The sequence below is a fragment of the Citricoccus parietis genome (assembly GCF_042433045.1).
Taxonomy (GTDB): Bacteria; Actinomycetota; Actinomycetes; order Actinomycetales; family Micrococcaceae; genus Citricoccus; species Citricoccus parietis.
Genome location: NZ_JBHLWH010000014.1, coordinates 250560 through 276454, shown reverse-complemented (window position 1 = coordinate 276454; position 25895 = coordinate 250560). Strand labels below are relative to the sequence as shown.

Annotated in this window: 27 protein-coding genes; 11 read left to right on the top strand and 16 right to left on the bottom strand. The window is 69.4% G+C overall.

What is annotated here, in order from left to right; all coding sequences use genetic code 11:
* Positions 1-127: 127 nt before the first annotated feature.
* The 3 genes from ACFFIO_RS06245 to ACFFIO_RS06235 form a co-directional block, all read right to left on the bottom strand.
* Entirely contained in the window at positions 128-1846 is a 1719-nt protein-coding gene (locus tag ACFFIO_RS06245) for a DEAD/DEAH box helicase (RefSeq protein WP_378040724.1), read from the bottom strand.
* Positions 1847-2241: 395 nt separating this feature from the next.
* Positions 2242-2796 (bottom strand): NADPH-dependent FMN reductase, encoded by a 555-nt coding sequence (locus ACFFIO_RS06240; RefSeq protein WP_378040723.1) that lies wholly within the window; start codon positions 2794-2796, stop codon positions 2242-2244.
* Between the two features lie 126 nt (positions 2797-2922).
* Positions 2923-4194 carry a DNA recombination protein RmuC gene (locus ACFFIO_RS06235; RefSeq protein WP_378040722.1) on the bottom strand — a complete coding sequence of 424 codons (1272 nt, stop codon included), beginning with the start codon at positions 4192-4194 and terminating at the stop codon, positions 2923-2925.
* 202 nt (positions 4195-4396) lie between these two features.
* On the opposite strand from ACFFIO_RS06235, the gene ACFFIO_RS06230 reads away from it, so the two are divergent.
* A complete protein-coding gene (locus tag ACFFIO_RS06230; protein ID WP_378040721.1) occupies positions 4397-6031 on the top strand; it encodes an SLC13 family permease in 1635 nt (544 codons plus the stop codon).
* A gap of 5 nt (positions 6032-6036) precedes the next feature.
* Here ACFFIO_RS06230 and ACFFIO_RS06225 read toward each other — a convergent pair whose 3' ends face one another.
* Genes ACFFIO_RS06225 through ACFFIO_RS06210 form a run of 4 tightly spaced genes read right to left on the bottom strand, consistent with a single transcriptional unit; the run spans position 6037 to position 9731 of the window.
* The gene (locus tag ACFFIO_RS06225; protein WP_378040720.1) at positions 6037-6675 is read right to left on the bottom strand and encodes a response regulator; all 639 of its coding nucleotides are present in this window, start codon (positions 6673-6675) and stop codon (positions 6037-6039) included.
* Positions 6672-7874, bottom strand: a complete 1203-nt coding sequence (locus ACFFIO_RS06220) for a sensor histidine kinase (protein ID WP_378040719.1) — start codon at positions 7872-7874, stop codon at positions 6672-6674. The genes ACFFIO_RS06225 and ACFFIO_RS06220 overlap by 4 nt, the downstream gene beginning before the upstream one ends.
* Before the next feature lie 4 nt (positions 7875-7878).
* Positions 7879-8721, bottom strand: a complete 843-nt coding sequence (locus ACFFIO_RS06215; protein WP_378040718.1) for an ABC transporter permease — start codon at positions 8719-8721, stop codon at positions 7879-7881.
* Positions 8718-9731: an ABC transporter ATP-binding protein gene (locus ACFFIO_RS06210; protein WP_378040717.1), complete on the bottom strand. Its 1014-nt coding sequence runs from the start codon at positions 9729-9731 to the stop codon at positions 8718-8720. The genes ACFFIO_RS06215 and ACFFIO_RS06210 overlap by 4 nt, the downstream gene beginning before the upstream one ends.
* A gap of 180 nt (positions 9732-9911) precedes the next feature.
* Here ACFFIO_RS06210 and ACFFIO_RS06205 point away from each other — a divergent pair, with 180 nt between their 5' ends.
* Positions 9912-10460 carry an O-acetyl-ADP-ribose deacetylase gene (locus ACFFIO_RS06205; protein ID WP_378040716.1) on the top strand — a complete coding sequence of 183 codons (549 nt, stop codon included), beginning with the start codon at positions 9912-9914 and terminating at the stop codon, positions 10458-10460.
* A gap of 21 nt (positions 10461-10481) precedes the next feature.
* The gene (locus tag ACFFIO_RS06200; RefSeq protein ID WP_378040715.1) at positions 10482-12005 is read left to right on the top strand and encodes an amidase family protein; all 1524 of its coding nucleotides are present in this window, start codon (positions 10482-10484) and stop codon (positions 12003-12005) included.
* A gap of 108 nt (positions 12006-12113) precedes the next feature.
* Here the strand turns inward: ACFFIO_RS06200 and ACFFIO_RS06195 are convergent, their stop codons facing one another.
* A complete protein-coding gene (locus tag ACFFIO_RS06195) occupies positions 12114-12677 on the bottom strand; it encodes a hypothetical protein (RefSeq protein ID WP_378040714.1) in 564 nt (187 codons plus the stop codon).
* A gap of 38 nt (positions 12678-12715) precedes the next feature.
* Here ACFFIO_RS06195 and ychF point away from each other — a divergent pair, with 38 nt between their 5' ends.
* The 5 genes from ychF to ACFFIO_RS06170 all read left to right on the top strand — a co-directional run bounded on the left by ychF (position 12716) and on the right by ACFFIO_RS06170 (position 17507).
* On the top strand, positions 12716-13801 hold the full coding sequence (gene ychF / locus ACFFIO_RS06190; RefSeq protein WP_378040713.1) for a redox-regulated ATPase YchF: 1086 nt from the start codon (positions 12716-12718) through the stop codon (positions 13799-13801).
* A gap of 69 nt (positions 13802-13870) precedes the next feature.
* Complete coding sequence (locus tag ACFFIO_RS06185) at positions 13871-14116, top strand: type II toxin-antitoxin system RelE/ParE family toxin (RefSeq protein ID WP_378040735.1); 246 nt, start codon at positions 13871-13873, stop codon at positions 14114-14116.
* A complete protein-coding gene (locus tag ACFFIO_RS06180) occupies positions 14103-14405 on the top strand; it encodes a HigA family addiction module antitoxin (protein WP_378040712.1) in 303 nt (100 codons plus the stop codon). The genes ACFFIO_RS06185 and ACFFIO_RS06180 overlap by 14 nt, the downstream gene beginning before the upstream one ends.
* Positions 14406-14853: 448 nt before the next feature.
* On the top strand, positions 14854-15768 hold the full coding sequence (locus tag ACFFIO_RS06175; RefSeq protein WP_378040711.1) for an NADP-dependent oxidoreductase: 915 nt from the start codon (positions 14854-14856) through the stop codon (positions 15766-15768).
* A gap of 83 nt (positions 15769-15851) precedes the next feature.
* Entirely contained in the window at positions 15852-17507 is a 1656-nt protein-coding gene (locus tag ACFFIO_RS06170; protein ID WP_378040710.1) for an ABC-F family ATP-binding cassette domain-containing protein, read from the top strand.
* A gap of 33 nt (positions 17508-17540) precedes the next feature.
* Here the strand turns inward: ACFFIO_RS06170 and ACFFIO_RS06165 are convergent, their stop codons facing one another.
* Positions 17541-18170, bottom strand: coding sequence for a M23 family metallopeptidase (locus tag ACFFIO_RS06165; RefSeq protein ID WP_378040709.1), 630 nt, complete (start codon positions 18168-18170; stop codon positions 17541-17543).
* A 226-nt stretch (positions 18171-18396) separates the two neighbouring features.
* Between ACFFIO_RS06165 and ACFFIO_RS06160 the strand changes: the two genes are divergently transcribed.
* A complete protein-coding gene (locus ACFFIO_RS06160) occupies positions 18397-18648 on the top strand; it encodes a DUF2798 domain-containing protein (protein ID WP_378040708.1) in 252 nt (83 codons plus the stop codon).
* A 13-nt stretch (positions 18649-18661) separates the two neighbouring features.
* Here ACFFIO_RS06160 and arfB read toward each other — a convergent pair whose 3' ends face one another.
* Positions 18662-19102: an alternative ribosome rescue aminoacyl-tRNA hydrolase ArfB gene (arfB, locus tag ACFFIO_RS06155; RefSeq protein WP_378040707.1), complete on the bottom strand. Its 441-nt coding sequence runs from the start codon at positions 19100-19102 to the stop codon at positions 18662-18664.
* Between the two features lie 87 nt (positions 19103-19189).
* Entirely contained in the window at positions 19190-19765 is a 576-nt protein-coding gene (locus ACFFIO_RS06150; protein ID WP_378040706.1) for a 1-acyl-sn-glycerol-3-phosphate acyltransferase, read from the bottom strand.
* A gap of 146 nt (positions 19766-19911) precedes the next feature.
* Here ACFFIO_RS06150 and ACFFIO_RS06145 point away from each other — a divergent pair, with 146 nt between their 5' ends.
* Both ACFFIO_RS06145 and ACFFIO_RS06140 read left to right on the top strand, forming a co-directional pair.
* The gene (locus tag ACFFIO_RS06145) at positions 19912-20232 is read left to right on the top strand and encodes a 4a-hydroxytetrahydrobiopterin dehydratase (protein ID WP_378040705.1); all 321 of its coding nucleotides are present in this window, start codon (positions 19912-19914) and stop codon (positions 20230-20232) included.
* Positions 20225-21133 carry a Vgb family protein gene (locus ACFFIO_RS06140; RefSeq protein ID WP_378040704.1) on the top strand — a complete coding sequence of 303 codons (909 nt, stop codon included), beginning with the start codon at positions 20225-20227 and terminating at the stop codon, positions 21131-21133. The genes ACFFIO_RS06145 and ACFFIO_RS06140 overlap by 8 nt, the downstream gene beginning before the upstream one ends.
* Positions 21134-21235: 102 nt before the next feature.
* On the opposite strand, the gene ACFFIO_RS06135 is transcribed toward ACFFIO_RS06140, so the two are convergent.
* The 5 genes from ACFFIO_RS06135 to ACFFIO_RS06115 are packed head-to-tail and all read right to left on the bottom strand — an operon-like array spanning position 21236 to position 25689.
* The gene (locus tag ACFFIO_RS06135; protein ID WP_378040703.1) at positions 21236-21445 is read right to left on the bottom strand and encodes a dodecin; all 210 of its coding nucleotides are present in this window, start codon (positions 21443-21445) and stop codon (positions 21236-21238) included.
* A gap of 53 nt (positions 21446-21498) precedes the next feature.
* A complete protein-coding gene (locus tag ACFFIO_RS06130) occupies positions 21499-22659 on the bottom strand; it encodes a cysteine desulfurase family protein (RefSeq protein WP_378040702.1) in 1161 nt (386 codons plus the stop codon).
* Positions 22656-23630 carry a carboxylating nicotinate-nucleotide diphosphorylase gene (nadC, locus tag ACFFIO_RS06125; protein ID WP_378040700.1) on the bottom strand — a complete coding sequence of 325 codons (975 nt, stop codon included), beginning with the start codon at positions 23628-23630 and terminating at the stop codon, positions 22656-22658. Before nadC ends, ACFFIO_RS06130 begins: the two co-directional genes overlap by 4 nt.
* On the bottom strand, positions 23627-25003 hold the full coding sequence (nadA, locus tag ACFFIO_RS06120; protein ID WP_378040699.1) for a quinolinate synthase NadA: 1377 nt from the start codon (positions 25001-25003) through the stop codon (positions 23627-23629). Before nadA ends, nadC begins: the two co-directional genes overlap by 4 nt.
* Positions 25000-25689 (bottom strand): NUDIX hydrolase, encoded by a 690-nt coding sequence (locus ACFFIO_RS06115; RefSeq protein ID WP_378040698.1) that lies wholly within the window; start codon positions 25687-25689, stop codon positions 25000-25002. Before ACFFIO_RS06115 ends, nadA begins: the two co-directional genes overlap by 4 nt.
* Positions 25690-25895: the final 206 nt, after the last annotated feature.

Below are 25895 nucleotides of genomic sequence, written 5' to 3'. Positions count from 1 at the left end.
GAGCGTCTGCGTGATCTACTAACAGTCACTTAACCATCAGGTGTTGCGAGGACCCCTGGAAACCGCCAGCCGGATGCGGGGGCTTCTCTCTGTGCAGGCAGGCGCTCAACCGGCGCTCGGCCGGAGATCAGCTGCGGGGAGAGCCCTGCGCGCTGGAGGAGCGGCGGCTGCGGCCACCGCGGGAGCGACCCGCGCCACCACGGCCTTCGCGGCCGCCCTCATGGTCGCGGTTCTCCCGGATGTCGGTGTTGCGTCCGCCGGACTCCGAGGAGTACACCCGGCCGCCCGACGTCGGAGTCCCGGCCGAGGAGCCCGCGCGGCGGTTGCCCGGCCGGCCGGTTCCGCGACCGCCCTGGCCGCCACCGTTGCCGGCGCGATCCTGGGAGGGACGCTCGTTGCGGGACCGTTCCGAACGCTCACCGGACGGTGCGTCGCTGCGGGGCCGGCCGCCGTCGTGCTGGCCCTCGCGCTGACCGCCCTGGCCGCCGGAGCGGCCACCGTTGCGGCCACCACGTGAGCCGTTGCGACCGCCGGAACGGCCACTGGAGGCTCCGCCGCCGCTGCGACCGCCGGAGCGACCGCTGCCCTGGCCTCCGCCGCCGTTCTGGCCGGACTGCTGGGTGCTGGGCGTGGAGACGGCAAGGAGCTTCTCGAGCTCAGCGGCCTCCAGGAAGGAGCGCTCACCCGGGGCCAGCGTCTCCAGCAGGGAATCGTCGGCGCCATCGGCATGGACGGTCGGGGTGATCTTGGCCGCGCGCATCAGGGTGCGGACCTCATTGCGCTGCTCGCGCCCGGCCAGGGTCACCACGGTGCCGGCTTGGCCCGCACGGGCCGTGCGGCCGGAGCGGTGCAGGTACGCCTTGTGCTCGGTAGGCGGATCGGAGTGGATCACCAGGGAGACGTCGTCCACGTGGATGCCGCGGGCGGCGATGTCCGTGGCGACCAGGGTTCCGGCGGTGCCGTTGTGGAAGGCGTCCAGGTTCCGGGTGCGGGCATTCTGGGACAAGTTGCCGTGCAGCTCCAGGGCGGACACGCCGCGCTGGCGCAACTGCTTGGCGGCCTTCTTGGCGCCGTACTTGGTGCGGGTGAACACGATGGTCCGGCCCGGTGCAGCGCACAGGTTGGCCAGGGCGGCCAGCTTGTCATCCCCGTCCACGGACACCACGTGGTGGTCCATCTTCGCCACCGGGGAGACGGCCGAATCGGCCTCGTGCACCACGGGGTTCTTGAGGTACTTCTTGACGAGCACGCCGACGCCCTCGTCCAGGGTGGCGGAGAACAGCATCTTCTGAGCCGAGGTGGGTACCTTGTCCAGGATGCGGCGGACCATCGGCAGGAAGCCCATGTCCGCCATGTGATCGGCCTCGTCGATGATGAGGATCTCCACGCCGGACAGGTCCACGTGCCCCTGACCCATCAGGTCCAGCAGGCGGCCGGGGCAGGCAACGAGGACGTCCACGCCGCGTGCCAGCGCCTTGACCTGCGGGTTCTGGCCGACGCCACCGAAGATCGTCAACGAGGACAGGCCGCTGGCCGCGGAGAGCGGCTTGAAGGAGTCCTCGAGCTGGAGGGCCAGCTCGCGGGTCGGGGCCAAGATGAGCGACCGCGGCCGGCGGGCCGTGGCCGAGCGCCCGCCGCTCAGACGGGAGGCCAGCGGCAGCAGGAAGGCGTAGGACTTGCCGGAACCGGTCCGGCCACGGCCGAGCACGTCCCGGCCGGTCAGTGAGTCCGGAAGGGTGGCCTTCTGGATCGGAGTGGGGGAGATGATGCCCTGCGGCACCAGCGCGGCGGCCAGGCCGGCGGGCACCCCGAGCTCGGCGAATTCCGAGTCGGATGAAGTGGGCATGGTGGAAGAACCGCCGGAAACGGCGGCAGGCTGAAGAGAAGTCACGAAAAAGGAATCCGTCCGGGTGGAAGAAAGACCCGGCCCTGGCACTGGCGGCTGCGGCATCACAAGAGCCACTCAACGCGGTGCTGGCCGGCACCGGTGAGGAAGGATCCTGACCGGCTGGCTAGCGGACAGTCTACGGCATGGCGGGTGGGATCCCGGCATCGGCGGTGGTGGGCAGGGGGTCGGACGCCGCGGCAGCACGTCGTCAGACGTCGTCACCGCACCGCATCAGGTCCGAGGCGGCAACAGCAACGAGCCCCTCGACCCTGGTGCTCGGGTCGAGGGGCTCGGGGATGCGGCGTCAGATGCAGCGTGTAGCGCTGCGCGCAACGCCTCGGGGAGGTGCCGGGTCAGACGGTGACGCGGGCGTTGGTCTCCACGTGCGCGACGAGGGCATCCATGAAGCCCTGCAGGACCGGCAGGAGCGTGGCATCCTGGACCTCGCCGGTCTCGGCGATAGCGCCTTCGCGGGCCTGGACGAATGATTCCGGCTGCCCCATGGTCTTCATGTCCAGGTGCGCCAGGATGTTGCGCAGGTGCTGCTGGGCCATGGCGGTTCCGGTGCCGCCCGGGGAGGTGCCGATGACGGCGGCGGGGACGCCGCCCCATACGGCTTGGCCCCAGGGACGGGATCCCCACTCGATGGCGTTCTTCAGCGCGGCGGGAATGGAGCGGGAGTACTCCGGGGTGACGAACAGCAGGCCGTCAGCGGAGGACACGGACTCCTTGAAGTCCAGGGCGGCGGCCGGGTAGTCGGCGTCGAAGTCCGAGTTGTACAGGGGCAGGTCGCTGATGGACACCTCGAAGAACTCCACGCCCTCGGGGGCCAGCGCCGTGAGGGCCTTGGCCAGGCGGCGGTTGATGGAGTTCTGGGCGAGGGAGCCGACGATGTAGCCGATGCGCATGGGTGTCCTTTCAGACAGGTCAGGGCGTAGACGTGAAGACGTTGAAATTTCAACTAGTCATTCGTGTTCAACTCGGAGGGGCTCAGGCCTATTCCGCCGGACGCCGTCTTTCCGGTGTGAGCTCCGTCACGCCTGACGTCGGAGATCAACTGGCAGGTCTGCTGGCATGCCCTGCTCCTCCAGCAGTTCCGCCGCGGACAGGACGCGCGGAGTGGACTCCAGGGGAGGGGCGGATGGCATCCCCTCCACGCTGGAGGGGTTCAGCTCGCCGATGCGCCGGGCCGAGGGCAGCACGCGGGTCTCGAGCGTGCCGACCATGGAGTTGTACTTCTCCACCGCCGACTTCAATGAACTCCCCAGTTTGGTGACATGCCCGCCGAGGGTCCCGAGGCGCTGGTAGAGCTGCCGGGAGACCGCGAAGAGTTCCCGGGCGTTCTCGGTCAAGGTCTCCTGGCGCCAGGAGTAGGCGACCGATTTCAGGGCGGTCAACAGGGATACCGGTGCCACCAGGGCCACGTTCTTCGAGAAGGCGTGGTCCAGCAGGCCAGGGTCGGCCTCGAGCGCGGCGGCCAGAAAGGACTCGGCCGGCAGGAAGCAGATGACCAGCTCGGGCGAGTCCTGCAACCCCTGCCAGTAGCCCTTGGCGGCGAGGGCATCCACGTGGGCGCGGACGGCCTTGGCATGGGCCTGGCGCAGGTCATCGCGCCGGCTGGCACCCTCGGTGGTCGAGTCGCCGGCGATTTCCTCGGCCTCGAGGATGGCCGCCAATGGCGCCTTGGCATCCACGGCGAGAGACTTCCCGCCGGGGAGTCGCACCACGAGGTCCGGCCGGAGGATCTGGTCCTCGTCTCCGCGCAGCACCTCCTGTTCAGAGAAGTCGGTGTGGGGCAGCATCCCGGCGGCCTCCACCACCCGGCGCAGCTGCACCTCGCCCCAGTGCCCTCGCGCCGAGGTCGACTTCAGGGTGGCGACCAGGGTCTTGGTGTTGACCAGGAGGGCCGAGTCCGTGGCGGCCGCGGTCTTGAGCTGTTCGGAGAGCTGCCCGTACTGCTCCACGCGGTCCCGCTCCAGCATGCCGACCTGCCGCTGCAGGGTCTCCAGCCGTTGCCCCACGGGGGCGAGGGCAGTCAGCACCTTGGACTCGGCGGCGGAACGGTCCCGGTCCGCTGTCCGTTCGGCAGCCAGGACCCTGCTCTCGGCCTCCGCCGCGGCCAGTGCGGCCTGGACCTCGGACAACTCGCTCCGTGCTGCCTGGGCCTCGTCCCTGGCTGCCCGCGCGGACTCCTCCCACGTCCCGCGCAGGCGCGTCCAGACCAGCCATCCGCCCGCCACCGCGCCCACGACCAGGCCCGCCACCACGCACACCACGGCCACCAACACCACTGCTGAAGTCTCCATGCCCCCAGACTGCCAAAGGCCACGGACGCGATAAGCGCGCACCGCCGCGGAGCCCGAAGGGAGGCGCTGAACGCCCGGAGGGACGGAATCAGGAGAAGGCCTGCGTTGAGGCGCAGGTCAACCATCGATCTCCCGGCGAAGCCGCCTCTACTGTGTTGCTAGTCACAGACGGTCTGACCAGGCCACGAAAGGACAGTTCACCATGTCCGACACCACGGGACAGGCTCGCTCGGAGACCACAGACGCCACACCGAAGGAATCGACAGAACCGACAGAAACTTCGGAACCGGCCGGCCGGGAGCAGCCCACCGACCACCGGTCACCGGGTGAGCAGGCATCGGCAGAGGGACGGAACCTGAACCTACGGCGGTGGATCGGCTTCGGCGCGGGACTGGTACTGGCCGCCGTCGTGTTCCTGGTGATGCCCGCGGACGTCGAGCACAACGCCCGGCTGACGGCCGCCGTCGCGGTGCTGATGGCGGTGTGGTGGATGACCGAGGCCATCCCGATCCCGGCGACCGCCCTGCTGCCGCTCATCCTCTTCCCGGCGTTCGGGCAGGACGTCGGCGTGGACGATGTGGGGGCCTCCTACGGGAACAACATCATCTTCCTGTTCATGGGCGGCTTCATGCTGGCGCTGGCCATGCAGCGATGGAACCTGCACCGCCGGATCGCCTTGGTGACGGTGCGGGCCATGGGCACCCGGCCCGGCGGCGTGGTGGCCGGCTTCATGATCGCCACTGGCTTCCTCTCGATGTGGGTGTCCAACACCGCCACCGCCGTGATGATGATCCCGATCGGCGTGTCCGTGCTGACCCTCGTGGTGGCGGCGGACAAGTCCAATCCCGTGGAGGAGTCCTCCGATCCGACCTCCGGGGAGGTCAAGGACGCCGTCATCAAGTCCAACTTCGGCACGGCCCTGATGCTCGGCATCGCCTACGCCGCCTCCGTGGGCTCGCTCGGCACCCTGATCGGCACGCCGCCGAATGCCCTGCTGGCCGGCTACATGGCCGAGTCCCACGGGGTGACCATCGGCTTCGGCCAGTGGATGCTCGTCGGCGTTCCCCTGTCCATCGTGATGATGTTCATCGTCTGGTTCCTGCTGACGCGCGTGCTGTTCAAGGCGGAGATCAAGGAGATCCCGGGCGGTCGCGAGCTCATCTCGGACGAACTGTCCAAGCTGGGGCGGATGTCCTCCGGCGAGATCCGGGTCCTGGCGATCTTTGTCCTGGCCGCCGCCTCCTGGATCACCATCCCCCTGCTGTTCGAGGACCTCATCAGCGATGCGGGCATCGCCATGGTCGCCGGACTCCTGCTGTTCCTGCTGCCGGCCGGTGCCGCCCGGGGCGTCCGGCTCCTGGACTGGGAGTCCGCGGTCAAGCTGCCGTGGGGCGTCCTGCTGCTGTTCGGCGGCGGGCTGGCGCTGTCCGCCCAGTTCAGCGGATCAGGGCTCGCCGACTGGATCGGCGAGCAGGTCGCGGGTCTGGACGGCATCCCGATCTGGCTGCTGGTCGCGATCATGGCCACGTCCATCCTGTTCCTGACCGAGATCACCTCGAACACCGCCACGGCGGCGACCTTCCTGCCGGTGGCCGGCGGCGTGGCCATGGGCGTCGGGGTCGACCCGCTGCTGCTGTGCATCCCGGTGGCGCTGGCCGCCACCTGTGCCTTCATGCTTCCCGTGGCCACCCCGCCGAACGCGATCGCCTTCGCCTCCGGCTACGTGACCATCGGCCAGATGATCAAGGGCGGGCTCTACCTCAACCTGGTGGGCATGGTCCTCATCACCCTGACCACCCTCACGCTCGGCGTGTGGGCGTTCGGCCTGGTGTTCTGACTCGTCTACAGCCAGCCGTTGTCCCGTGCCGCGAGGCCCGCCTCGGTCCGGTTGGTGGTGTGGGTCTTGCCGATGGCCGAGGACAGGTGGTTGCGCACCGTGCCGGGTGAGAGGAACAGGGCGGCGGCGATCTGGCGCACGCTGGAACCGTTCAGCGCGGCGCGCAGCACGTCCCGCTCGCGTTCGGTCAGCGGATTCGACCCGGACACGAGCGTCTCCTCGGCCAGGGACGGGTCCACGACCCGGCGTCCCGCGTGCACGGAGCGCACCGCCTGGGCGAGCTGCTCGGCCGGGGTGTCCTTCACCACGAAGCCGCTGGCCCCGGCCTCCAGGGCCCGCCGCAGGTAACCAGGCCGGCCGAACGTGGTGACGATCAGCGAGCGGCATCCCGTCCCGCCGGCGGCGATGGCCCGGGCGGCCTCGATCCCGTCCAGTCCCGGCATGTCGATGTCCAGCAGGGCCACATCCACGCGCAGCTCGGCCACGGCGGCCGCCACGGTGGTCCCGTCGCCCACCTGCGCCACCACCTCGAGGTCGGGTTCCATGGACAGCAGCGCGGCCAGGGCCCCGCGGACCAGGGCCTGGTCATCGGCCAGCAACAAGCGGATGGGCCCGACGCCGGCCCGGCCGGTCGGAGTCGTCACAGGTGCACCTCCAGCGTCGTACCCGGTCGGTCCGAACCCGGATGGGCCCGGCCCAGTGACAGGGTCCCGCCAGCCTCCGTGACCCGATGGCGCATGCCGCTGAGCCCGTTGCCGGGCGAGGCCGACGCGCCGAGCCCGGTGCCGTCGTCGGCCACGGTGAGCCGGTCCGCGGTGATGGTGACCGTGCAGTGCGAGGCTCCGGAGTGGCGGATGACATTGGTGACGGCCTCCCGGAGGCACCACGCGAAGAGTTCGCGACGGTCGGGCCGGAAGCCGGCGACGGAAGAGGCCTCTGGCAGGCGGAACGCGATGCCGGCGGCCTGGAGGGCGGTGCGGGCCGAGGCGAGTTGCGCGCCCAGGTCCGGGGCATGCAGACCACCGACGGTGGTGCGGACCTCGGCCAGGGACTGCCGGGACAACTCGAGGACCTCGTCGAGTTCGGCCTTGGCCTGCTGCGGGTCGGCGTCCACCAGGCGGCGGGCCAGCTCCGTCTTCAGGGTGATGACGGTGAGGGAATGGCCCAGGACATCGTGCACGTCCCGGCCGACCCGTTCGCGCTGGCGGGAGAGGGCGAGTTCCTCACCGAGGATGCGGGAGCCCTCCTCGCGTTCCATGGCCAGTCGCAGCGCGAGCATGATCACCAGGGCCATGACGGTGGGGACGACCAGCCAGAAGCGGCTGCCCCCGGCGTCCACGCTCAGGGCCACCACGACCCAGGCCGCGGACAGCGCCACGGAGACGGGGAGGCCGACCCTGAGCCGGTGCGGAAAGATCCAGATGGCCAGCGTGAACGGCAGGAAATTGAAGGAGTTGAGGCCACCCGCCGGGATGGTGGCGCTCACGCAGAGGAGCAGGACAGCGGTGACCGCAGCGGTGTTCACCCAATGCGGCAGGGTGCGCCATGGCCAGGGCCAGATGAAATGCCCCATGTAGACCGCGACGAAGGCCGCCAGGCCGGCGCAGCCGAGTACTTTCGTCCCGAGCGGCGCATCCCCGGTGACCATGGCCACCAGCGGCACCACCAGGAAGACCAGCCAGACCCCGGCCGTGATGAGGACGGGGGCCCGTTCGTTGGCCTTCAGGGGGACCTCGGGCCATTCACCGGCCCCGAAGGGGCCCGCCGGCTGGACGGCGATCCGGCCGGCGGGCCCCTCGGGCCCCTCTGGCCCTTTCGGCCTGGTCCTGGCCCCGCGGGGCATCAGCTCAGCCCCGCCGGGTGGAACGGCGGGAGGCGACCAGGCAGATCGCGGCGAAGAGGATGGTCCATGTCACTACGTTTAGCACGATGGCCCACAACGGGTCGCTGATCGGAGCGCCGCCGTCTTCCATGCTGACGACCGTGCCCTCCAACTGTGGCCACCGCGCCAGTGCGGCGATGCCGTAGATGGGTGTGAAGCGGGCGATCTCCAGCAGGGTGCCGGACAGCGGCATGAACAGGTTGCCGAAGAACGCGAGGACCACGAGGATGCCGGACGCCGCCGAGACGGCCGCCTCCGAGCGGAACAGCAGGGCCGCCGCGAGCCCGTAGAGCGCGAAGGGGATGGCCCCGAGCAGGGCCAGGGCACCCGAGGCCGGCCACATCCACGCCTCGTCGAAGGCCGCACCGGTCAGGGAGCCGACCGTGAAGACCACCACGATGGGCATCAGGGCGATACCCAGGGCCACCAGCACCTTGCCGAGCATGTAGCCCGTGCTGGTCAGCCCGGTCAGGCCCAGTTGGCGGCCCCACCCCTGCTGGCGTTCCAGGGCGGCTGATCCGGCGATCGCACTCGTCGCCATCGTGGCGCCGTAGACCGTCATGGCCGTCATGTTGTAGGTGGCGATGGTGCCGTTGCCGACCGGGCTCTCCCCGTAGGCGGACAGGGCACCGAACATCAGGTAGAGCACGGTGGGCAGGACCACGATGAAGAAGGTGGACTCCACCATCCGGGCGTTGCGGAGGAACTCCCAGCCGGCGAAGGCGGTGATGATCCGCAGCCGGGACTTCTTCCGGCCGTGCTGGCCGTACTGGCGCTGTTGAATCTGGGGGGAGACGGTGGTGCTCATGTCAGGGTTCCTTCCGTGGCGTCGTCGGCCGTGAGGTCGAGGAAGACCTCGTCCAGTGAGGCCGCCGCAATGGTGAGATCGTGAGCCAGTCCCGCGGAGAGCAGGAAACCGGCGAGCCGGTCCGTGTCCTGTGCGGTGAACCGCACCCGGCCGTTCTGGTGCGCGACGGCGTCGGGAAGTCCCAGCTTCGCCGCGGCCTCCTCGGGGGTGCCGGGTCCGTCCCATACACAGGTGACCGTGCGGTGACCGGTATCGAGGACCTCGTCCACGGGGCCGTCCACCACCTTGCGGCCGGCGCGCATCAGCACGATCCGGTCGGCGAAGTCCGAGGCCTCCTGGAGGAAATGGGTGGCGAAGACGACGGTGCGGCCACGCTCGGCCTCGCCCTGCATGGTCTCCCAGAACTCCTTGCGGGCCCGGACGTCCATGCCGGCGGTGGGCTCGTCCAGGAGCAGCAGGTCGGGTTCGGTCAGCAGGGCGAGGGCGAAGCGCAGCCGCTGCTGTTCGCCGCCGGAGCACTTGCGGACCTTGCGGCTGGCGATCTGTGCCGCGCCGGCCCGCTCGAGGGCCGTCTCGACCGGGATGTGGCGGGGCTGGCAGGCGGCGACCATGGACATGGTCTCCTTGACCGTCAGGTCGCTCAACAGGCCACCGGTCTGGAGCACGGCGCCGACCCGGCCCTCGAGCACGGCCTGCTTCGGAGGCATCCCGAGGACCGTGAGGGAGCCGGAGGTCGGGGCGGTGAAGCCGAGGACCAGGTCGAGGAACGTGGTCTTGCCGGCGCCGTTGGGACCGAGCAGGGCCACGATCTCGCCACGCTGGATCTGCAGGTCGACGCCGTTGACGGCCCGGACCGCGCCGGCCCCGCTGCCGAACTGCCGGTGGACGCCGGTGGCGTGGAGGGCGGTGCCGACAGTGTCGGGGCCGGCAGAGTCGGCACCCGCCGCGGGGGATCGCTGGCCGGAAGGGGGGACGGTGCCCGGGACGGTCCCGGGGGCTGTGGTGTTCATGCCTCCAGTCTGTGGAACCGGGCCCCGCAGCGGATCTGCCGGGCGTCACCGATGCTCCATGACATCCGTCATGGGTGAGTGCAAGGGAGGGAGCGGCAGGAGTGAGTGCAGGGTGAGCGGCAGAACGAGCCGGAACCGGACCTCTCGCGGCGCACCGGCGGGACGTGTCACCATCGGGGCATGGAACTGCGCATCGAACCCGGGGACATCACGGAGCAGTCCGTGGACGCGATCGTCAATGCCGCCAACTCCACGCTGCTCGGCGGCGGGGGCGTGGACGGGGCCATCCACCGCCGCGGCGGCCCCGAGATCCTCGCGGAGTGCCGAGGTTTGCGCGAGACGGAGTTGGCGGACGGCTTGCCGGCCGGCCGGGCCGTCGCGACCACGGCGGGCCGGCTGAGGGCGCGCTGGGTCATCCACACGGTGGGGCCGGTGTACGCGAAGACGATCGACAAGTCCGAGACGCTGGCCTCCTGCTACCGGGAATCCCTACGCGTGGCCGCCCGGCTCGGGGCCGGCAGCGTGGCCTTCCCGGCGATCTCCGCCGGCGTCTACGGCTGGCCGATGGACGACGCGGCCCGCATCGCCGTGCAGACCTGCCGCGCCATGGCCGCGGAGGTCGGTCCCGACGCCGGCCCGGTCACCTCGGTCGTCTTCGTCCCGTTCTCGGACGCGGCCGAACGGGCCTTCCGTGAGGTCCTGGACGGTCCGCCAAGGCCTGGACGATGAGGGACCGCCTAGGATTCCGACATGGACCCGTTGAGCCTGTCTGCCCGAGACCTGTCCGCCGCCCTGCGTCATCGCCAGGTGTCCGCCCGGGAGGTGCTTCAGGCCCACTTTGCCCGGATCGACGAGGTCAATCCGAGCGTCAACGCCGTGGTGACCCAGGTCCGTGAACGCGCCTACGACCAGGCGCTCGCCGCCGACGACCGCGCCGCCGCCACGGCCCCGGAGGACCTGCCTCCGCTGCACGGGATCCCGATGACGCACAAGGACACCCATGCCACCGCGGGCATCCGCACGACCTCCGGCTCCCCGATCTTCGCGGATCTGGTGCCCCGGGAGAGCGACCTGGTGGTCGAACGGTTCCAGCGCGCCGGCGTGATCTCCACCGGCAAGAACAACGTCCCCGAGTTCGCCGCCGGCTCCCACACCTACAACACGGTGTTCGGGACCACCCTCAATCCCTACGACCCGAGTCGCAGCGCCGGCGGCTCCTCGGGTGGGGCCGCCGTCACCCTGGCCACGCGCATCCAGCCCCTGGCCGATGGCTCGGACATGGGCGGTTCGCTGCGCAATCCGGCCGCCTTCAACAACGTCGTCGGCTTCCGCGCCTCGCACGGGGTGGTGCCCAACGCCCCGGCGCGGGACCCTCGCGCCTGGCTCGGGCAGAAGGGCGCCATGGCGCGTTCGGTGGAGGACGTCATCCTGGCGCTGTCCGTCCTCGCCGGCCCGGATGCCCGGGTCCCGGTGCCCTGCCCGACGCCGGCCGGGGACTTCGCCGAACTCCTCGCCGAGTCCGTGGGGCGGGCTCGGCACGCCACCACGCCGGACCGTCCGCTGGCCGGGGTCCGGGTGGCGGTGACCACCGACTTCGGGCTGGGCGTGCCCGTGGAAGGCGAGGTGGCCGCCGTCGTGCGGGAAGAGGCGGAGGTGCTGGCCGACCTCGGCGCGACGGTGGAGGAGGCGTGCCCGAGGCTGCGTGAGGCGGACCGGGTCTTCGACGCCACCCGGGCCTTCGACATGGCGCTCGCCCTGCGGGACGTGGTGGCTGGATTCCCCGGGCAGGTCAAGGAGGAGGTCATCTGGAACGTGGAGCGCGGGCTGGCGCTGACCTCGGCGGACCTCATGGACGTGGCCATCGCGCGGGGTCGGCTGGACCGTGAGATCGCACGCTTTTTCGGAACCGCCGGAATCACCGGAACCGTCGTCGGTGATGCCGGACGGGGCGGTGCGGCGGGTTCAACCCGGGCCGGCGCGTTCGACGTGCTGTTGGCGCCCACCGCGCAGCTGGTCCCGTTCCCGGCCGAGTGGGCCTGGCCGCGGGAGGTGGCAGGGGTGGCGATGGGGTCCTACGTGGACTGGATGCGCTCGGCCACCCTGATCTCGGCGACCGGGTGCCCGGCCATCTCGGTGCCCGGCGGGTTCACCGCGGCGGGGTTGCCCGTGGGGCTGCAGCTGGTGGGTGCGCCCGGCCATGACGTGGACCTGCTGCGTGTGGCCCGAGCCTACGACGAGGCGACGCGGTATGCAGACCGGGCCCCTGCGATCTGAGGATCTTCAGTCACCGAGGCCCGGCCGTGGGTCGTCAGATCGTGTGCCGCTTGGGCGTCTGTCCGGCACGCCAGCTGACGACTCACGCCCTGACGACCATCAGGGGGATCAGGCGCGCAGGATGTTCTCTCCGTTGGAGAACAGCTGCGGGGCGCCGACGGCCTCGGCCCCACCGGTGGCATCGGCGGGGGAGTACAGCTGGATGACGGTGGCGGAGACGCTCTCGGCGTTGTCGAAGGCCTCGAGCACGAAGGCGTCGTGGGGCTCGCCTTCGACCTCGAGGCGGGCGTCGAACACGGAGACGGCCATCTCCGGGCGGGGCTCCAGCTGGGCGACCTGTGCCCGCATCTGGTCCTCGTCGGCACCGGGCAGCTTCCACATGCCCTTCTGCTCCTCGTCGATGTAGCCCAGCAGGAACGGCGCTACGGCGTCGGAGCCTTCGGAGGCGAACTCGAGCGCCTGCTCGATGGCGAGGAAGACCAGGGGGGAGATGCGCTCGGAGGGTGGCTGCGGCTGCCCCTCGGGCAGCGGGGTTCCGGCGGCGACCAGGTTCGGGTCCGTCGTCGGGTCAGCGGTGTTGCCGCCGTCCCCGTTCTCTCCGTTCACCCGGGCGCCGGGAACGCCTGCGGGGTCGGTGGATGGGTTGGTGGTCTGTTCTGGTTGGTCAGTCACGCTCTCGACGCTATCGGTCACCGGTACCATGGACAACCGTGGCTCTCTCTATCGGAATCGTCGGCCTGCCCAACGTTGGCAAGTCCACCCTCTTCAACGCACTCACCCGCCAGACCGTTCTCGCGGCGAACTACCCGTTCGCCACGATCGAACCCAATGTCGGGGTGGTGAATCTCCCGGACGAACGGCTGGACACCCTCGCGGGGATCTTCGGCTCGCAGAAGATCCTGCCGGCCACGGTCTCCTTCGTGGACATCGCCGGCATCGTCAAGGGAGCCTCCGAGGGGGAGGGGCTCGGCAACCAGTTCCTGGCCAACATCCGGGAGTCCGACGCGATCGCCCAGGTTGTCCGCGCCTTCGACGACCCGGACGTCATCCACGTGGACGGGAAGATCAACCCCGCCTCGGACATGGAGACCATCAACACCGAGCTGATCCTCGCGGACCTGCAGACCCTGGAGAAGGCGATTCCGCGCGTCGAGAAGGAAGTCAAGGGCAAGAAGCGCGAGGCTGCCGAGCTGGACGCCCTGCGGGCCGCCCAGACCGTGCTCGAGCGCGGGGATACCATCTACTCGGCGATCGAGTCGGAGAAGTTGGACATGGACCGCCTCCGGGAGGTCAGCCTGCTGACGGCCAAGCCGTTCATCTACGTCTTCAACGCCGACGACGGCGTGCTGGGTGACGCTGCGAAGCAGCAGGAACTGCGCGACTTGGTGGCGCCGGCCGATGCCGTGTTCCTCGATGCCAAGCTCGAGTCCGACCTCGTGGAGCTGGACGAGGAGGAGGCCCGCGAGATGCTGGAGATGAACGGGCAGGAGGAGTCCGGCCTGGACCAGCTCGCCCGCACCGGCTTCCACACCCTCGGCCTGCAGACCTACCTCACCGCCGGCCCCAAGGAGGCCCGCGCCTGGACCATCCGCAAGGGCGACACCGCCCCGAAGGCCGCCGGCGTGATCCACACCGACTTCGAACGCGGCTTCATCAAGGCCGAGATCGTCTCCTTCGACGACCTGGTGGCCGCCGGTTCCATGGCGGACGCCAAGGGTGCCGGCAAGGTGCGCATGGAGGGCAAGGAGTACGTCATGCAGGACGGCGATGTGGTGGAGTTTCGATTTAACGTCTAGCGTTATTGACGGGCTCCGTTATATGCTGGCCGTGTGATCAGGTGATTCGGGTACAAAGACACTGAACGGCTGTGGCGTCGTGATCGCGTGCCTTCGATCGATCCTCGGATCCACTCGACGGCGTTGCGGAAGCTGCGTCAGGTGGGATCCGCTGAATCGCTGAACGATATCCGGCTCCCGCCAGGAAACCGGCACGAAGCGCTGAAAGGCGATCGTGCCGGGCAACACAGCATCAGGATCAATGACCAGTGGCGGATCAGTTTCGTATGGACTGACGCTGGACCAGAGGAGGTGGAGATCGTTGACTACCACTGACAAGACTCCTCCGATTCACCCCGGTGAGGTCCTCATGGAGGACTTCATTGAGGGATTCGGGATCACCCAGAACAAACTCGCTGTTTCGATTGGCGTGCCACCGCGGCGAATCAACGAAATCGTGCATGGCAAGCGGGGGATCTCTGCGGACACAGCGTTGCGTCTCGAACGCTACTTCGGCGTCTCGGCGCAGTTCTGGCTCAATCTCCAGACACGGTATGAATTGGACCTCGCCGAGGATCGTGCCGCCGAGCAGATCGCGGCCATTACGCCCCTGAAGGTTGCGTGAACGGCGCACTTGCATGACGATGCGCGCCGTTCGAGGGGTCTTCCACCGTGCGATTGATCCTGAGTTCCGTGAGTTCGCGCTCGCGGGATCAAGATCGGCGGGTCGATACTCGAGACTGGACGAGCCAACCCTGTACCTGAGCTCGTCTGTCGAGGGCGATGCACCGAAAGTCAGGATTGTGGAAGACGTTGTTGAGGCGCCTGCTGCTGAGGGCTGACACTGGCCGCGCAAGAGGTTGCTCCGTGCCGGGAGGTGGTGGAGCTCCGGTTCAACGTTTGGCGTTATCGAACTCACTGTGCAACGCGTCATCGAATGCGTGCGCAGGGGCGGGCATGCCTTGCCGGAACAGAAGATCCGCGACGGGTACGAGCGGAGAACATAGCCGTGACTCGTGGTGGGTTCCGGAATACACCCGCGGCCCGGGTCTGTTGCACCGGGCATGAAAGCAATGACCTATGCGAAGTACGGTGACGAGAACGTCCTGGAACTGACCGAGCGCCCCGAGCCCAAGGTCGGCCCGAGCCAGATCTTGGTGCGTGTGACCCGCTCCTCGGTGAATCCGGTGGACTGGAAGGTCATGTCCGGCGGCTTGGACGAGATGCTGGAGACGAGGTTTCCGGCCATTCCCGGGTGGGACGTGGCAGGGACCGTGGAGAAGGTCGGTCCGGACACCCCCGAGTTCGCCGTCGGGGACCGCGTGGCCGCGTATGCCCGCAAGATGGTCAACGAGGGCGGGACCAGTGCGGAGTACGTGACGATCCCCGTCGAGTTCGCCGCCAGGATCCCGGAGGGCGTCCCGGACGATGTGGCTGGCGCGCTGCCCCTCACCGGTTTGACGGCCCGTCGTGCCATCAGCGCTCTGGAGGTCACGGATCAGGACACCGTCCTGGTCCACGCGGCCTCCGGTGGCGTCGGTTACCTCGCCTCCCAGCTGGCCGTCCGCACCGGCGCGACGGTGCTGGGCACCTGCTCACCCGAGAACTTCGAGAAATTGCGCCGCATCGGGGTCACTCCGCTCGACTACGGCGACGGGCTGGTCGATCGCGTGCGAGACGCCGTCCCGAACGGCGTGGACGCCGTCGCTGACTTCGCCGGCGGAGTGCTGGAGAGCACCCTGGCGGTCTTGAACGACGGCGGCCGGCACGTCTCGATCACCGATCCGGCCGTCCTGGAGCACGGCGGGCGGTGGCTGTGGGTCCGGCCCGACGGGTCCGGCCTGGCCGACCTGTTGAGCCTGGTGCAGACCGGGGATCTCACGGTGGACATCGACCGGACCCTGCCCCTGGAGCAGCTGCCCGAGGCCTACCGCCTCAGCCGCGAGCGTGAGGCCCAGGGCAAGATCGTCATCCGCGTTCAGGACTGAACGTCGACCACAGCACGTGGTGGAGACTGGAGGTGGCGTTGCCTTCCCGGCCGCTCGGCAGCCGCCCCACAAAGGAGTCACGAATGACCGCAACACTGGTGGCCACGAGCTTGGCCGGCGGCTATGGCCACCGCACGCTCTTCGACTCGCTGGACCTGACCGTCGCCCCCGGCGACGTGGTCGGGGTGGTGGGCGCGAACGGGGCCGGAAAGTCGACGTTGCTGAAACTGCTCGCCGGTGTCCATCAGCCGCAAGCGGGAACGGTGTCCCTGGCTCCCGTTGACGCGTTCGTCGGGTGGCTGCCCCAGGAACATGAACGGGTGGTCGGCGAGACTGTGGCCGACTACATCGCCCGCCGCACCGGTTGCGCCGAGGCGACCCGGGAGATGGACGCGGCGGCCGAGGGCCTCGCGGACCCGGCGGATGCCGAGGCGGCTGGTGATGCGTACTCATCGGCGCTGGATCGCTGGCTGGCCAGCGGCGCTGCCGACCTGGACGAGCGGCTTCCGATGGTGCTGGCGGAGCTCGGATTCGACCTCGGTGATGCCCCGGCCGAGCAGGCACTGATGACCTCCCTCTCCGGCGGGCAGGCGGCCCGCGTCGGCCTGGCCGCCCTGTTGCTGTCCCGTTTCGACATCGTGCTGCTGGACGAGCCCACCAACGACCTGGATCTGGATGGACTGGAACGGCTCGAAGCCTTCGTACGCGGCCTCCGCGGCGGCGTGGTCCTGGTCAGTCACGACCGCGAGTTCCTGGCCCGTAGCGTGACCAGGGTGCTCGAACTCGATCTGGCGCAGAACTCGAACCGCGTGTACGGCGGCGGCTACGACTCCTACCTGGAGGAGCGCGCGACCATCCGCCGGCACCTGCGGGAGCAGTACGAGGAGTTCGCCGGCCAGAAGGCCGACCTCGTCTCACGGGCCAGGACCCAACGGGAGTGGTCGAGTCAGGGCGTGCGCAACGCCATGCGCAAGGCACCGGACAACGACAAGATCCGGCGCAAGGCCTCCACCGAATCCAGTGAGAAGCAGGCCCAGAAGGTGCGGCAGATGGAGGGCCGGATCGCGCGGCTCGAGGAGGTCGCGGAACCGCGCAAAGAGTGGAGGCTCGAGTTCACCATCGGTGCGGCGCCCCGATCGAGCTCCGTGGTGGCCACGCTCAGTGCGGCGGTGTTCAGGCAGGGGACCTTCACGCTCGGACCGGTCTCGCTTCAGGTGAATGCGGGGGAGCGCATCGGCATCACCGGGCCGAATGGCGCCGGGAAGTCCACGCTGCTGCGAGGACTGCTCGGCCACCAGTTACCGGAGGAAGGCTCCGCGAGCTTGGGGGCGAGTGTGCGGATCGGGGAGGTCGACCAGGCCCGTTCCCTGCTGGCGGGATCCCTGCCGCTCGCGGCCACCTTCGAGGCACTTGTCCCGGACCAGTCTGCCGCGGAGGTGCGAACGCTCCTGGCCAAGTTCGGGCTGCGGGCTGAGCATGTGAACCGTCCGGCGGACGAACTCTCACCGGGGGAGCGCACGCGTGCCGGATTGGCCCTGCTCCAGGCGCGCGGGGTCAACCTGCTAGTCCTGGACGAGCCGACGAACCACCTGGACCTGGAGGCCATCGAGCAGCTCGAACAGGCCCTCGAGTCCTACGATGGGGCGCTCTTGCTGGTCACGCACGACCGGAGGATGCTCTCCACGGTCCGGACCGACCGACGGTGGAACGTGGACGCCGGCCGGGTCACCGAACTCTGACCGCCACGCTAGAACCCGTACCTGCGGCTGCAATCAACCAGCGTCCACGATCTCACCGTTGCGCGGGAGGCCGCCCCGGAACGAGATCGGCACGACACTGGCCCGGCTGACGTCCCGCCCGTCCACGGCGTGGACGTGCACGTGCGGCTCGGTGCTGTTCCCGGAATTCCCGCACCGTCCGATCGCCTCTCCCTGGTGGACGGACTGTCCCGGCCTGACCACGGGACTGCCCTGCTGGAGATGGCAGAGAACGACGACGGCCGTGCGGCCATCGGCTCCACGGGTCTCGATGAGCACATGGTTGCCGCTCAACCCCCACCATCCGGCCGCCAGCCGCCGCCGCTGGGTCACTGCGTACCCGACCGAGGGAAGGCCCCGGTGGGACCGGTGGTCCGGCTCGGTGCCGTGCACGCCGACCACGACGCCGTCGACCGGGGCCGTCAGGGGACGGCCGAACCCCGGGAAGGCCGCCGCCGGTTCCGGACGCAGGAACGAGGTGAGCGTGTACGGAGCTGACCGGCCGGCGTCGTCCACCGGAATGAAATCGATCGCGTGGGAGAGGCCGAACAGCGGGGTGCCGTGACTGGGCACCCGGTTCGCCGGGCTGTTCTGCACCAGCCATCTGCCGGTGAAGGGGTAATCCAGATCGAGTGGCATGGTCATCGGGTCCACCTCTCCAGAGGGTGCGCTATATTTGATGAGCCTAAAAGATGCTGGCTGGTGTGGTTATTCCGGCCCTCGGATCCTCCGAGATGCAGTCGCCCCACTCGGAGCGAACCCGTGGCGCCCTCTCCCTCAACACAGGGATGGCGGCGCTCTCTCGGTTCCCCGGCTCGGGTCATCCAGCATGGTCATCGGAAGTGCCGTCCTCCCGGACTAGGTACCAACAATGAGCAAGAAGCACGTTTTCCTCTCCCAGGTCTTCATGACTTTCATCATGGCCGCAACGATGTCTGGTCTTCTGGGCATGATCTTCTCCGGTGGTCCGTCCATGGAATGGCTGACCCTGTGGCCACGTCAATTCATCATCGCGTGGCCGATTGCCTTCATCCTGACGATGTTCGCCTGGCCCGCGTCCATGGCTCTGGCCGGAAAGGCCCTTCGCCCTCGCCCTGACCGAGCCACGTCGCAGGCGTCCTGAGCGCCGCCCCGGCTCAATCGCGGTCAGGACGTCTGCGGTGGCGCTTGGTCTCGGCGCGCTGACGTTTGGCCTCGATCCGGCGCCGCTGTGAGCCTCGGGTGGGCCGGGTCGGCTTTCGTGTGATCTCCGGGATCAGTGCCTCACGGAGCAGGGCCGCGAGACGTTGCCGTGCTGCTGTGCGGTTGCGCCGCTGAGAACGGTGTTCCGCCGCGCTGATGGTGAGGACGCTGCCCGTGAGCTTCCCGGCGAGCCGCTCGAGGGCACGTTCGCGCTGGACGTCGCTCAGGGCCGTGGTCGTGGCCAGGTCCAGGCTGAGCTGCACTCGGGAGTCGGTGGTGTTGACGCCCTGACCGCCGGGCCCGGAGGCATGGGAGAACAGCTCGAGCAGCTCTCCCGCCGGCACGGTGAGGCCGCGGGGCGCGCCAGGGCCCGGAGGCACATGCAGATCATCCACACCACGAGTGTGCCGGATTGAGGCCGTGGGCGCTGCCACGTCGGGGAGAGTCGAGGAGAGAAGACCGGCAGGACCGCGTCCGGGTGGTCAGGCGGACTCGTCTTCCTCGCGCAGCCGCGGTTCCACACGCAACTCGGGATGGAAGCCCGTCTTGTCCGCGTAGAAGGCGCGGATGCGGTCCATATCGGTGCCGATGTTCCCGGTCAGCTCCAAGGTCGGGCCCAGGCCGGTGGTCTTCGTGGTGCGATCCACGAAGCCGAGGGTCACCGGCATGCCCGTCTCGAGGGCGATGCGGTAGAAACCGGACTTCCAGTAGGCGTGCGCCCCGCGGGTCCCGTCGGGGGTGACCACCAGGCCGAAGACCTCGCCTGACTGCACTTTCTCAACCACATCGGAGACCACGCGGCCCGGGTCTGCGCGGTCGACGGCGATGCCGCCGAGGGTGCGCATGATCGGGCCGCGCCATCCGTGAAACAGGCTCTTCTTCCCGAGCCAGCGCACCTCGATGCCCAGCTGCCAGGTGATGGCGAGCATGAACGCGAAGTCCCAGTTGGAGGTGTGCGGCGCGCCGATGAGTATGGTGGGTCGGTCCGGCGCGGGCTCAGAGACCAGCTTCCAGCGGCTGAACGTCCAGAATGCACGGGCGGTGAGGCGTTGGAGCATTCCACTACGGTAAGGCACTCTCCCGGTGCGGCGGCCACGGAGACGCTCAGGCTGCCGCTACCGCTGCCGCTGCTGCTGCCGCCAGTGCTCCGGCCGATGACCGGCCAGAGGTGGATCTCAAGCTGGGCCGGCGGCAGGATGGGTTCATGAGTGATCCGAAGCAGAAGCTGACCCCGTCCGAGATCTCCGACGCCGGCCTCACCGGCTGGCACCAGGTGGAGGAGACCCTGACGGCGAGGTTCGCCACCAAGAGATTCACCACCGGCCTGGACTTCGTGAACCGCATCGGGGCCTCCGCGGAGGAGGCCGACCACCATCCGGACCTGACCCTCACCTATCCCGAGGTGGCCGTGACGCTGTCCAGCCACGACGTCGGCGGCATCACCAGCCGGGACATCGACCTGGCGCGCATCATCAGCGAGCATGCCGCCAAGCTGGGCGTCACGGCCACACCGGACCATGACTGAACGGTCCCAACGGATGGCCCGGTCACCGACCATCGTCGAACACCGCATCACCGGTACCGGGGACGCGCCCTACGACGTTGCGGTGACCGGCGATGGTGCAGTCTGGATCACCCTGATATCCGGGCACGCCGTCCTGCGGCGCACGGTGGACGGCGCCATCAGCAGGATCCCACTGGGGGAGGCGTCTCGACCGGCCTTCTGCGCCACGGCCTCCAACGACTCTGTCTGGGTGACGGACACCGCGGGCGGCCGCCTCGTACAGATCGGTCCGGAGGGTGTCCGGAGGGCGGTCTCCGTGCCCACGCCCGACGCCGGCCCGTTCGGCGTCGCAGTCACCATCACGGGGGATGTCTGGTTCACCGAGATGCAGGCCGACTCGATCGGTCACCTTCATCCCGACGGCACCGTCACCGAGATCCCGTCGGGACCTGCCGGCGGGATGCCATCGATGATCGCGTCGTCCGGGGACGACATCGTGTTCACCCTCAACCAGGGCAATGCCATCGGTCGGCTCCCGGCCGGCGGCGATGCCGTCGAGACCTTTAACCTGCCCACTGACGCTGCCGGTCCCGTGGGCATCACGGTGGCGAGGGACGGTGCCGTGTGGTTCGCGGAGATCATCGCGGGCCAGATGGGCCGCATGGACCGGCAGGGGACCATCACGGAGTTCCCGTTGCCAGACCGCTCCAGCAAGCCCCACGCCGTTGAATCGGACCCAGCGGGCGGTTGCTGGTTCACCCTCTGGGGCTCCACCCAGCTCGGACACATCGCTCAGGACGGCGCGATGATCCTGATCGACTTGTCGACGCCGGGAAGCGAACCGCACGGGCTGGCTGTGGCCGCGGACGGTACCGTGTGGGTTGCCCTGGAGGCAGGGCTCCTGGCCGAGGTACGACTCTAGTCAGGCACGCCCCTGGCCGCGACGGGAGCGTTTGTCGTCGGACCGGCAACGCACGCCTGTACAGCCTTCACAGCACGGCCTTTCCTGGTGGGGTCCTCGGCGTCAGCCCTCGTGACGGAAACCGATCTTGACGGTGACCTGCCAGTCGGCGACGTTGCCGTCCGCGAGGTGACCGCGCACCGACTGGACCTCGAACCAGTCGAGGTTCCGCAGGGTCTTGCCGGCCTCCGTGACGGCATTGGTGACGGCGGCGTCGATGCCGTCGGGGGAGGTGCCGACGAGCTCGGTCACGTTGTACACGTTGTTGGCCATGGTGTTCTCCGTTCATCGCTCCCGAGCCGGGGTGGCCCGTGGTGCGCCACACGCTACGGGAGGCTCATCCCGGCCGGAAAGGCCTGACGGATGGCCGCCACGGACTCCACCACCGCCCGGGCGGCCCCCTCGGCTTCGGCCTCCGTGGTCTCGGGCCCGAAGGTGAACCGCACGGCGGTCCGGGCGAGATCGTCCGCTAGGCCCAGGGCCGTCAGGACGTGGGAGGGTTCGTCCGAACCGGCCGCGCAGGCTGAACCCGAGGAGCAGAGGATGCCCCGGCGTTCCAGTTCCAGCAGGACGGCTTCGCCGCCGGTCCCGTCGAAGACGAAGGACGCCGACGCCGGTAGGCGCCGTTCCGCAGGCCCGGTGAGCTGGGCGCCGGGTACCTGGCCGAGCACAATGGACGTGAACCTGGTGCGGAGTTCGGTCAGCCGTGCGGCGGCCGCCTCGCGTTCGGCCTCGGCTGCGGTGAGGGCAGTGGCCAGGGCCACGGCTCCGGGCACGTTCTCCGTGCCGCTGCGCCGGCCCCGTTCCTGGCCACCGCCGTGCAGCACCGGCTCCAGGGTGAACCGCCCGCGGACCCAGAGCAGGCCGATGCCCTTGGGGGCGCCGAGCTTGTGCCCGGACAGGCTGAGGGCATCGACGCCGAGCGCAGCCACGTTCAGGGACAGCCACCCGGCGGCCTGGACGGCGTCGGTGTGGAAGGGCACCCCGGCCGCCCGTGTCACCTGCGCCAGGTCGGCCAGTGGCTGGACGGTACCGATCTCGTTGTTGGCGTACTGCACGGACACCAGGGTGGTGTCCGGTCGGATCAGTCCGGCCAGTTCGTCGGCGGACACCAGGCCGTCCCGATCGGGCGTGAGGAACTCGACCTCGAAGCCGTGGAGGCGGGCGAGGTGGTCGGCGGAGGCCAGGACCGCTTCGTGTTCGAGCGGACTGGTGATGAGGTGACGACCGCGGGGGCGTCCGAGGGCGATCCCCTTGACGGCCAGGTTGTCCGCCTCCGTCCCGCCGCCGGTGAAGACCAGATCACCGGCCCGGACCCCCAGGACCTGGGCGATGGAGGCCCGGGCCGCCTCCAGGCCTGCGGCTGCCGCCTCACCCACCGTGTGATGGCTCGAGGGGTTGCCGAACTGACCCGTCAGATACGGCCACATGGCCTCCAACGCCTCGCGTCGCACCGGCGTGGTGGCGGCATGGTCTGCATAGATCATGGTGCGGTGGCCGGCTCGGGCGCGGCCTCATTGGGGAGGCGGGCCTCGGCGGTCGCGGGGTCCACCGAAGCAGCCACCGAAGCAGCCACCGAGGCATCCACTGCGGCGTCCACCGCGGCGTCTCTCGAGGCGACGTCCAGTCCCAGGTCCAGGGATCGGACCGAGTGTGTCAGTGCGCCGACCGAGATGACATCTACCCCGGTGGCCGCGATCCCGGCCACGGAATCCAGGTCCACCCCGCCGCTGGCCTCCACGAGGGCAGCGCCACGGATCAGGGCCACGCCCTGACGCAATTCGTCGAGGGTGAAGTTGTCCAGCATCACGGTGTCCACCCCGGCCGCGAGGACGGCCGGGATCTGGTCCAGGCGATCCACCTCGACCTCCACATGGGTGGTGTGCGGAAGACGGGCCCGCATCTGCACCAGCGCCTCGGTGACGGACAGCCCGGCCCCGAGCACAGCCGCCAGGTGATTGTCCTTGACCATGACCGCGTCGGAGAGCGTCGTGCGATGGTTGCGCCCGCCGCCGTCGCGCACGGCCTGACGTTCCAGCAGACGCAGCCCGGGGGTGGTCTTGCGGGTGTCCACGATCCGCGCGCCGGTGCCGGCTGCGGCGGCCACGAAGCGGGCGGTCTGAGTGGCGATGCCGGACATGCGCTGGACGAAGTTCAGTCCGATCCGTTCTGCCTGGAGGATGCCGCGTGCCGGACCGGAGACCTCGGCCAGGACGGCACCGGACTCGAATCGCTCGCCGTCGGCGGCCAGCAGGTGGACCCGGATCTGGGGGTCGACGAGCCGGAAGGCCGCGGCGAACACCTCGGATCCGCTGAACACCCCCGGCTCGCGGGCCACCAGCCGGGCATCGAGCAAGGCCTCCGCCGGGATGAGGGCCTCGGACGTCAGGTCACCCCAGGGGGCATCCTCGTCGAGGGCTGCGGTCACGAGGGCGTCGATGTGCCGGAGGTCCGTCATCGGGCCGCCCCGGCCGGAACCACGGACAGCATCCGTTCCAGGGCGAGGCGTGCCGGTTCGGCCACGTCCTCGGACACGGTGATCTGGTTGACGACCTCGCCGTCCAGGAGTGATTCCAGTGCCCAGGCCAGGTAGCCGGGATGGATGCGGTACATGGTGGAGCACGGGCAGATCACCGGGTCCAGGCAGAAGATCGTGTGCTGCGGGTACTGTGCGGCGAGCCGCTGGACCAGGTTGATCTCCGTGCCGATGGCGAAGGTGGAACCGGCCGGAGCCGCCTCGATGGCCTTGACGATGAAGTCCGTGGACCCGGAGGAATCAGCGGCGTCCACTACGGGCATGGGGCACTCGGGGTGCACCATCACGTGGACGCCCGGGAAGTCGGCACGGGCCTTCTCGATCTGGGCGACGGTGAAGCGCTTGTGGACCGAGCAGAAGCCGTGCCACAGCAGCACGGTGGCCTGCATCAGCTCGTCCTCGGTGCTGCCGCCCAGTGGCTTGCGCGGATTCCACAGGGGCATCTGCTCCAGGGGGATGCCCATCGCCTTCGCGGTGTTGCGGCCGAGGTGCTGGTCCGGGAAGAACAGCACGCGCTGGCCGCGCTCGAAGGCCCACTCCAGCACCTGTGCCGCGTTCGAGGACGTGCAGACGATCCCGCCATGACGGCCTACGAAGCCCTTGAGTGCCGCGGAGGAGTTCATGTAGGTCACCGGGATGACCGGCGCCCTGCCATCAGCGTCCGGCGCGGTTCCGTAGATCTCCTCGAGCTGCTCCCAGCAGTCCGTGACGGAATCGAGGTCGGCCATGTCCGCCATGGAGCAGCCCGCGGCGAGGTTGGGCAGGATCACAGACTGTTCGGGCGTGGAGAGCAGGTCGGCGGTCTCGGCCATGAAGTGCACGCCGCAGAAGACGATCGCCTCGGCCTCAGGGCGGGTGCGGGCGGCCTTGGCCAACTGGAAGGAGTCGCCCACGAAATCGGCATGGGCGACCACTTCGTCGCGCTGGTAGAAGTGGCCCAGCACCACCACGCGGTCGCCGAGCTCGTCCTTGGCCGCGCGGATGCGCTCGTGCAGTTCCTCCTCGGTGGCGTCCCGGTAGGAGGCCGGCAACTCGCCCTGGCGGGGGGCCGCTCCCGGCAGGGGATCGTCCTGCGAGGCCCCGGGGCCGTAGCCGGGCTCGGGCAGCGCTCCGGCGGGGCCGGCGTCGAGCATCCAGGGTGCGGAGTCCAAGGCGGGCGCACAGGAGGACCCGCTGGCCGAGCCGGCGGCGATGAGCTTCAGGGTCCGGTCCACGGAGGCGTCGATCGGAGCCCCGACTGAGGGAGGCGCGTCCGCGGGGGAGTACTGGGGGATGGTGGTGGGATGGGCCGTCATGGTCGGACCCTTTCTGCGGTGGGATTCTCGGGTTGGGCGTCACGGTGCCGGGTGGCGTGCGTCTGGTTGCGGTAGCGGTAGAGCTTGGGTGGCCGGTGCGGGGTGCCGGCCATCAGCTCACCGGTGGCCACGATGTCGGGGGAGGCGGCCATGGAGCGGCGGAAGTTCGCGGCGTCGAGCTCCTGTCCGAGCACGGCCTCGTGGACGGACCGGAGCTGGGAGAGGGTGAAGGTCTCGCCGAGGAAGGAGTGGGCGATGTGCGCATACTCGACCTTGGTGCGCAGGCGCTCCAGGGCGTAGTCGACGATCGCGTTGTGGTCGAACGCGAGCCGGGGCAGCCGGTCGGCGCGGAACCACCGGACGTTCTCCCCGGGGGCGGCCTGTTCCACCTCGTCCGTGCGGACCAGGGCGGAGTAGACCACGGTCACCACGCGGCCGGTGGGCGAGCGGTCCACCCCGCCGAAGGTGTAGAGCTGCTCCAGGTAGCTGGGATGCAGCCCCGTCGTCTCGCCCAGGGTGCGGGCGGCCGCCGATTCCAGTTCCTCGTCTCCCGGAAGCCACCCCCCGGGCAGGGCCCAGCGGTCCAGATGCGGTTCACGCGTGCGCAGCACGAACGGTGTCCACAGTGACGGTGTGGAACCAGCGGCATCGCCTTCCGGCCGGAGCGCGAAGATGACGGTGGACACGGCGATCGCGGGGGCCGCTCCCTGCGGCCCCGACCCCTGGGATCCCCGCGATCCCGATCCCTGAGGTCCCCGCGATACCGGAGGATCCGGCTCCTGCTCCATCGTGACACCCCTTCTGGTCAATCAGACTTTAAGCTCCGTCACATCTTAGGGTCGAAACGACTGAAAGGAAAGAGGGGCGGCTCCTGACGTGGGGCCTGACATCG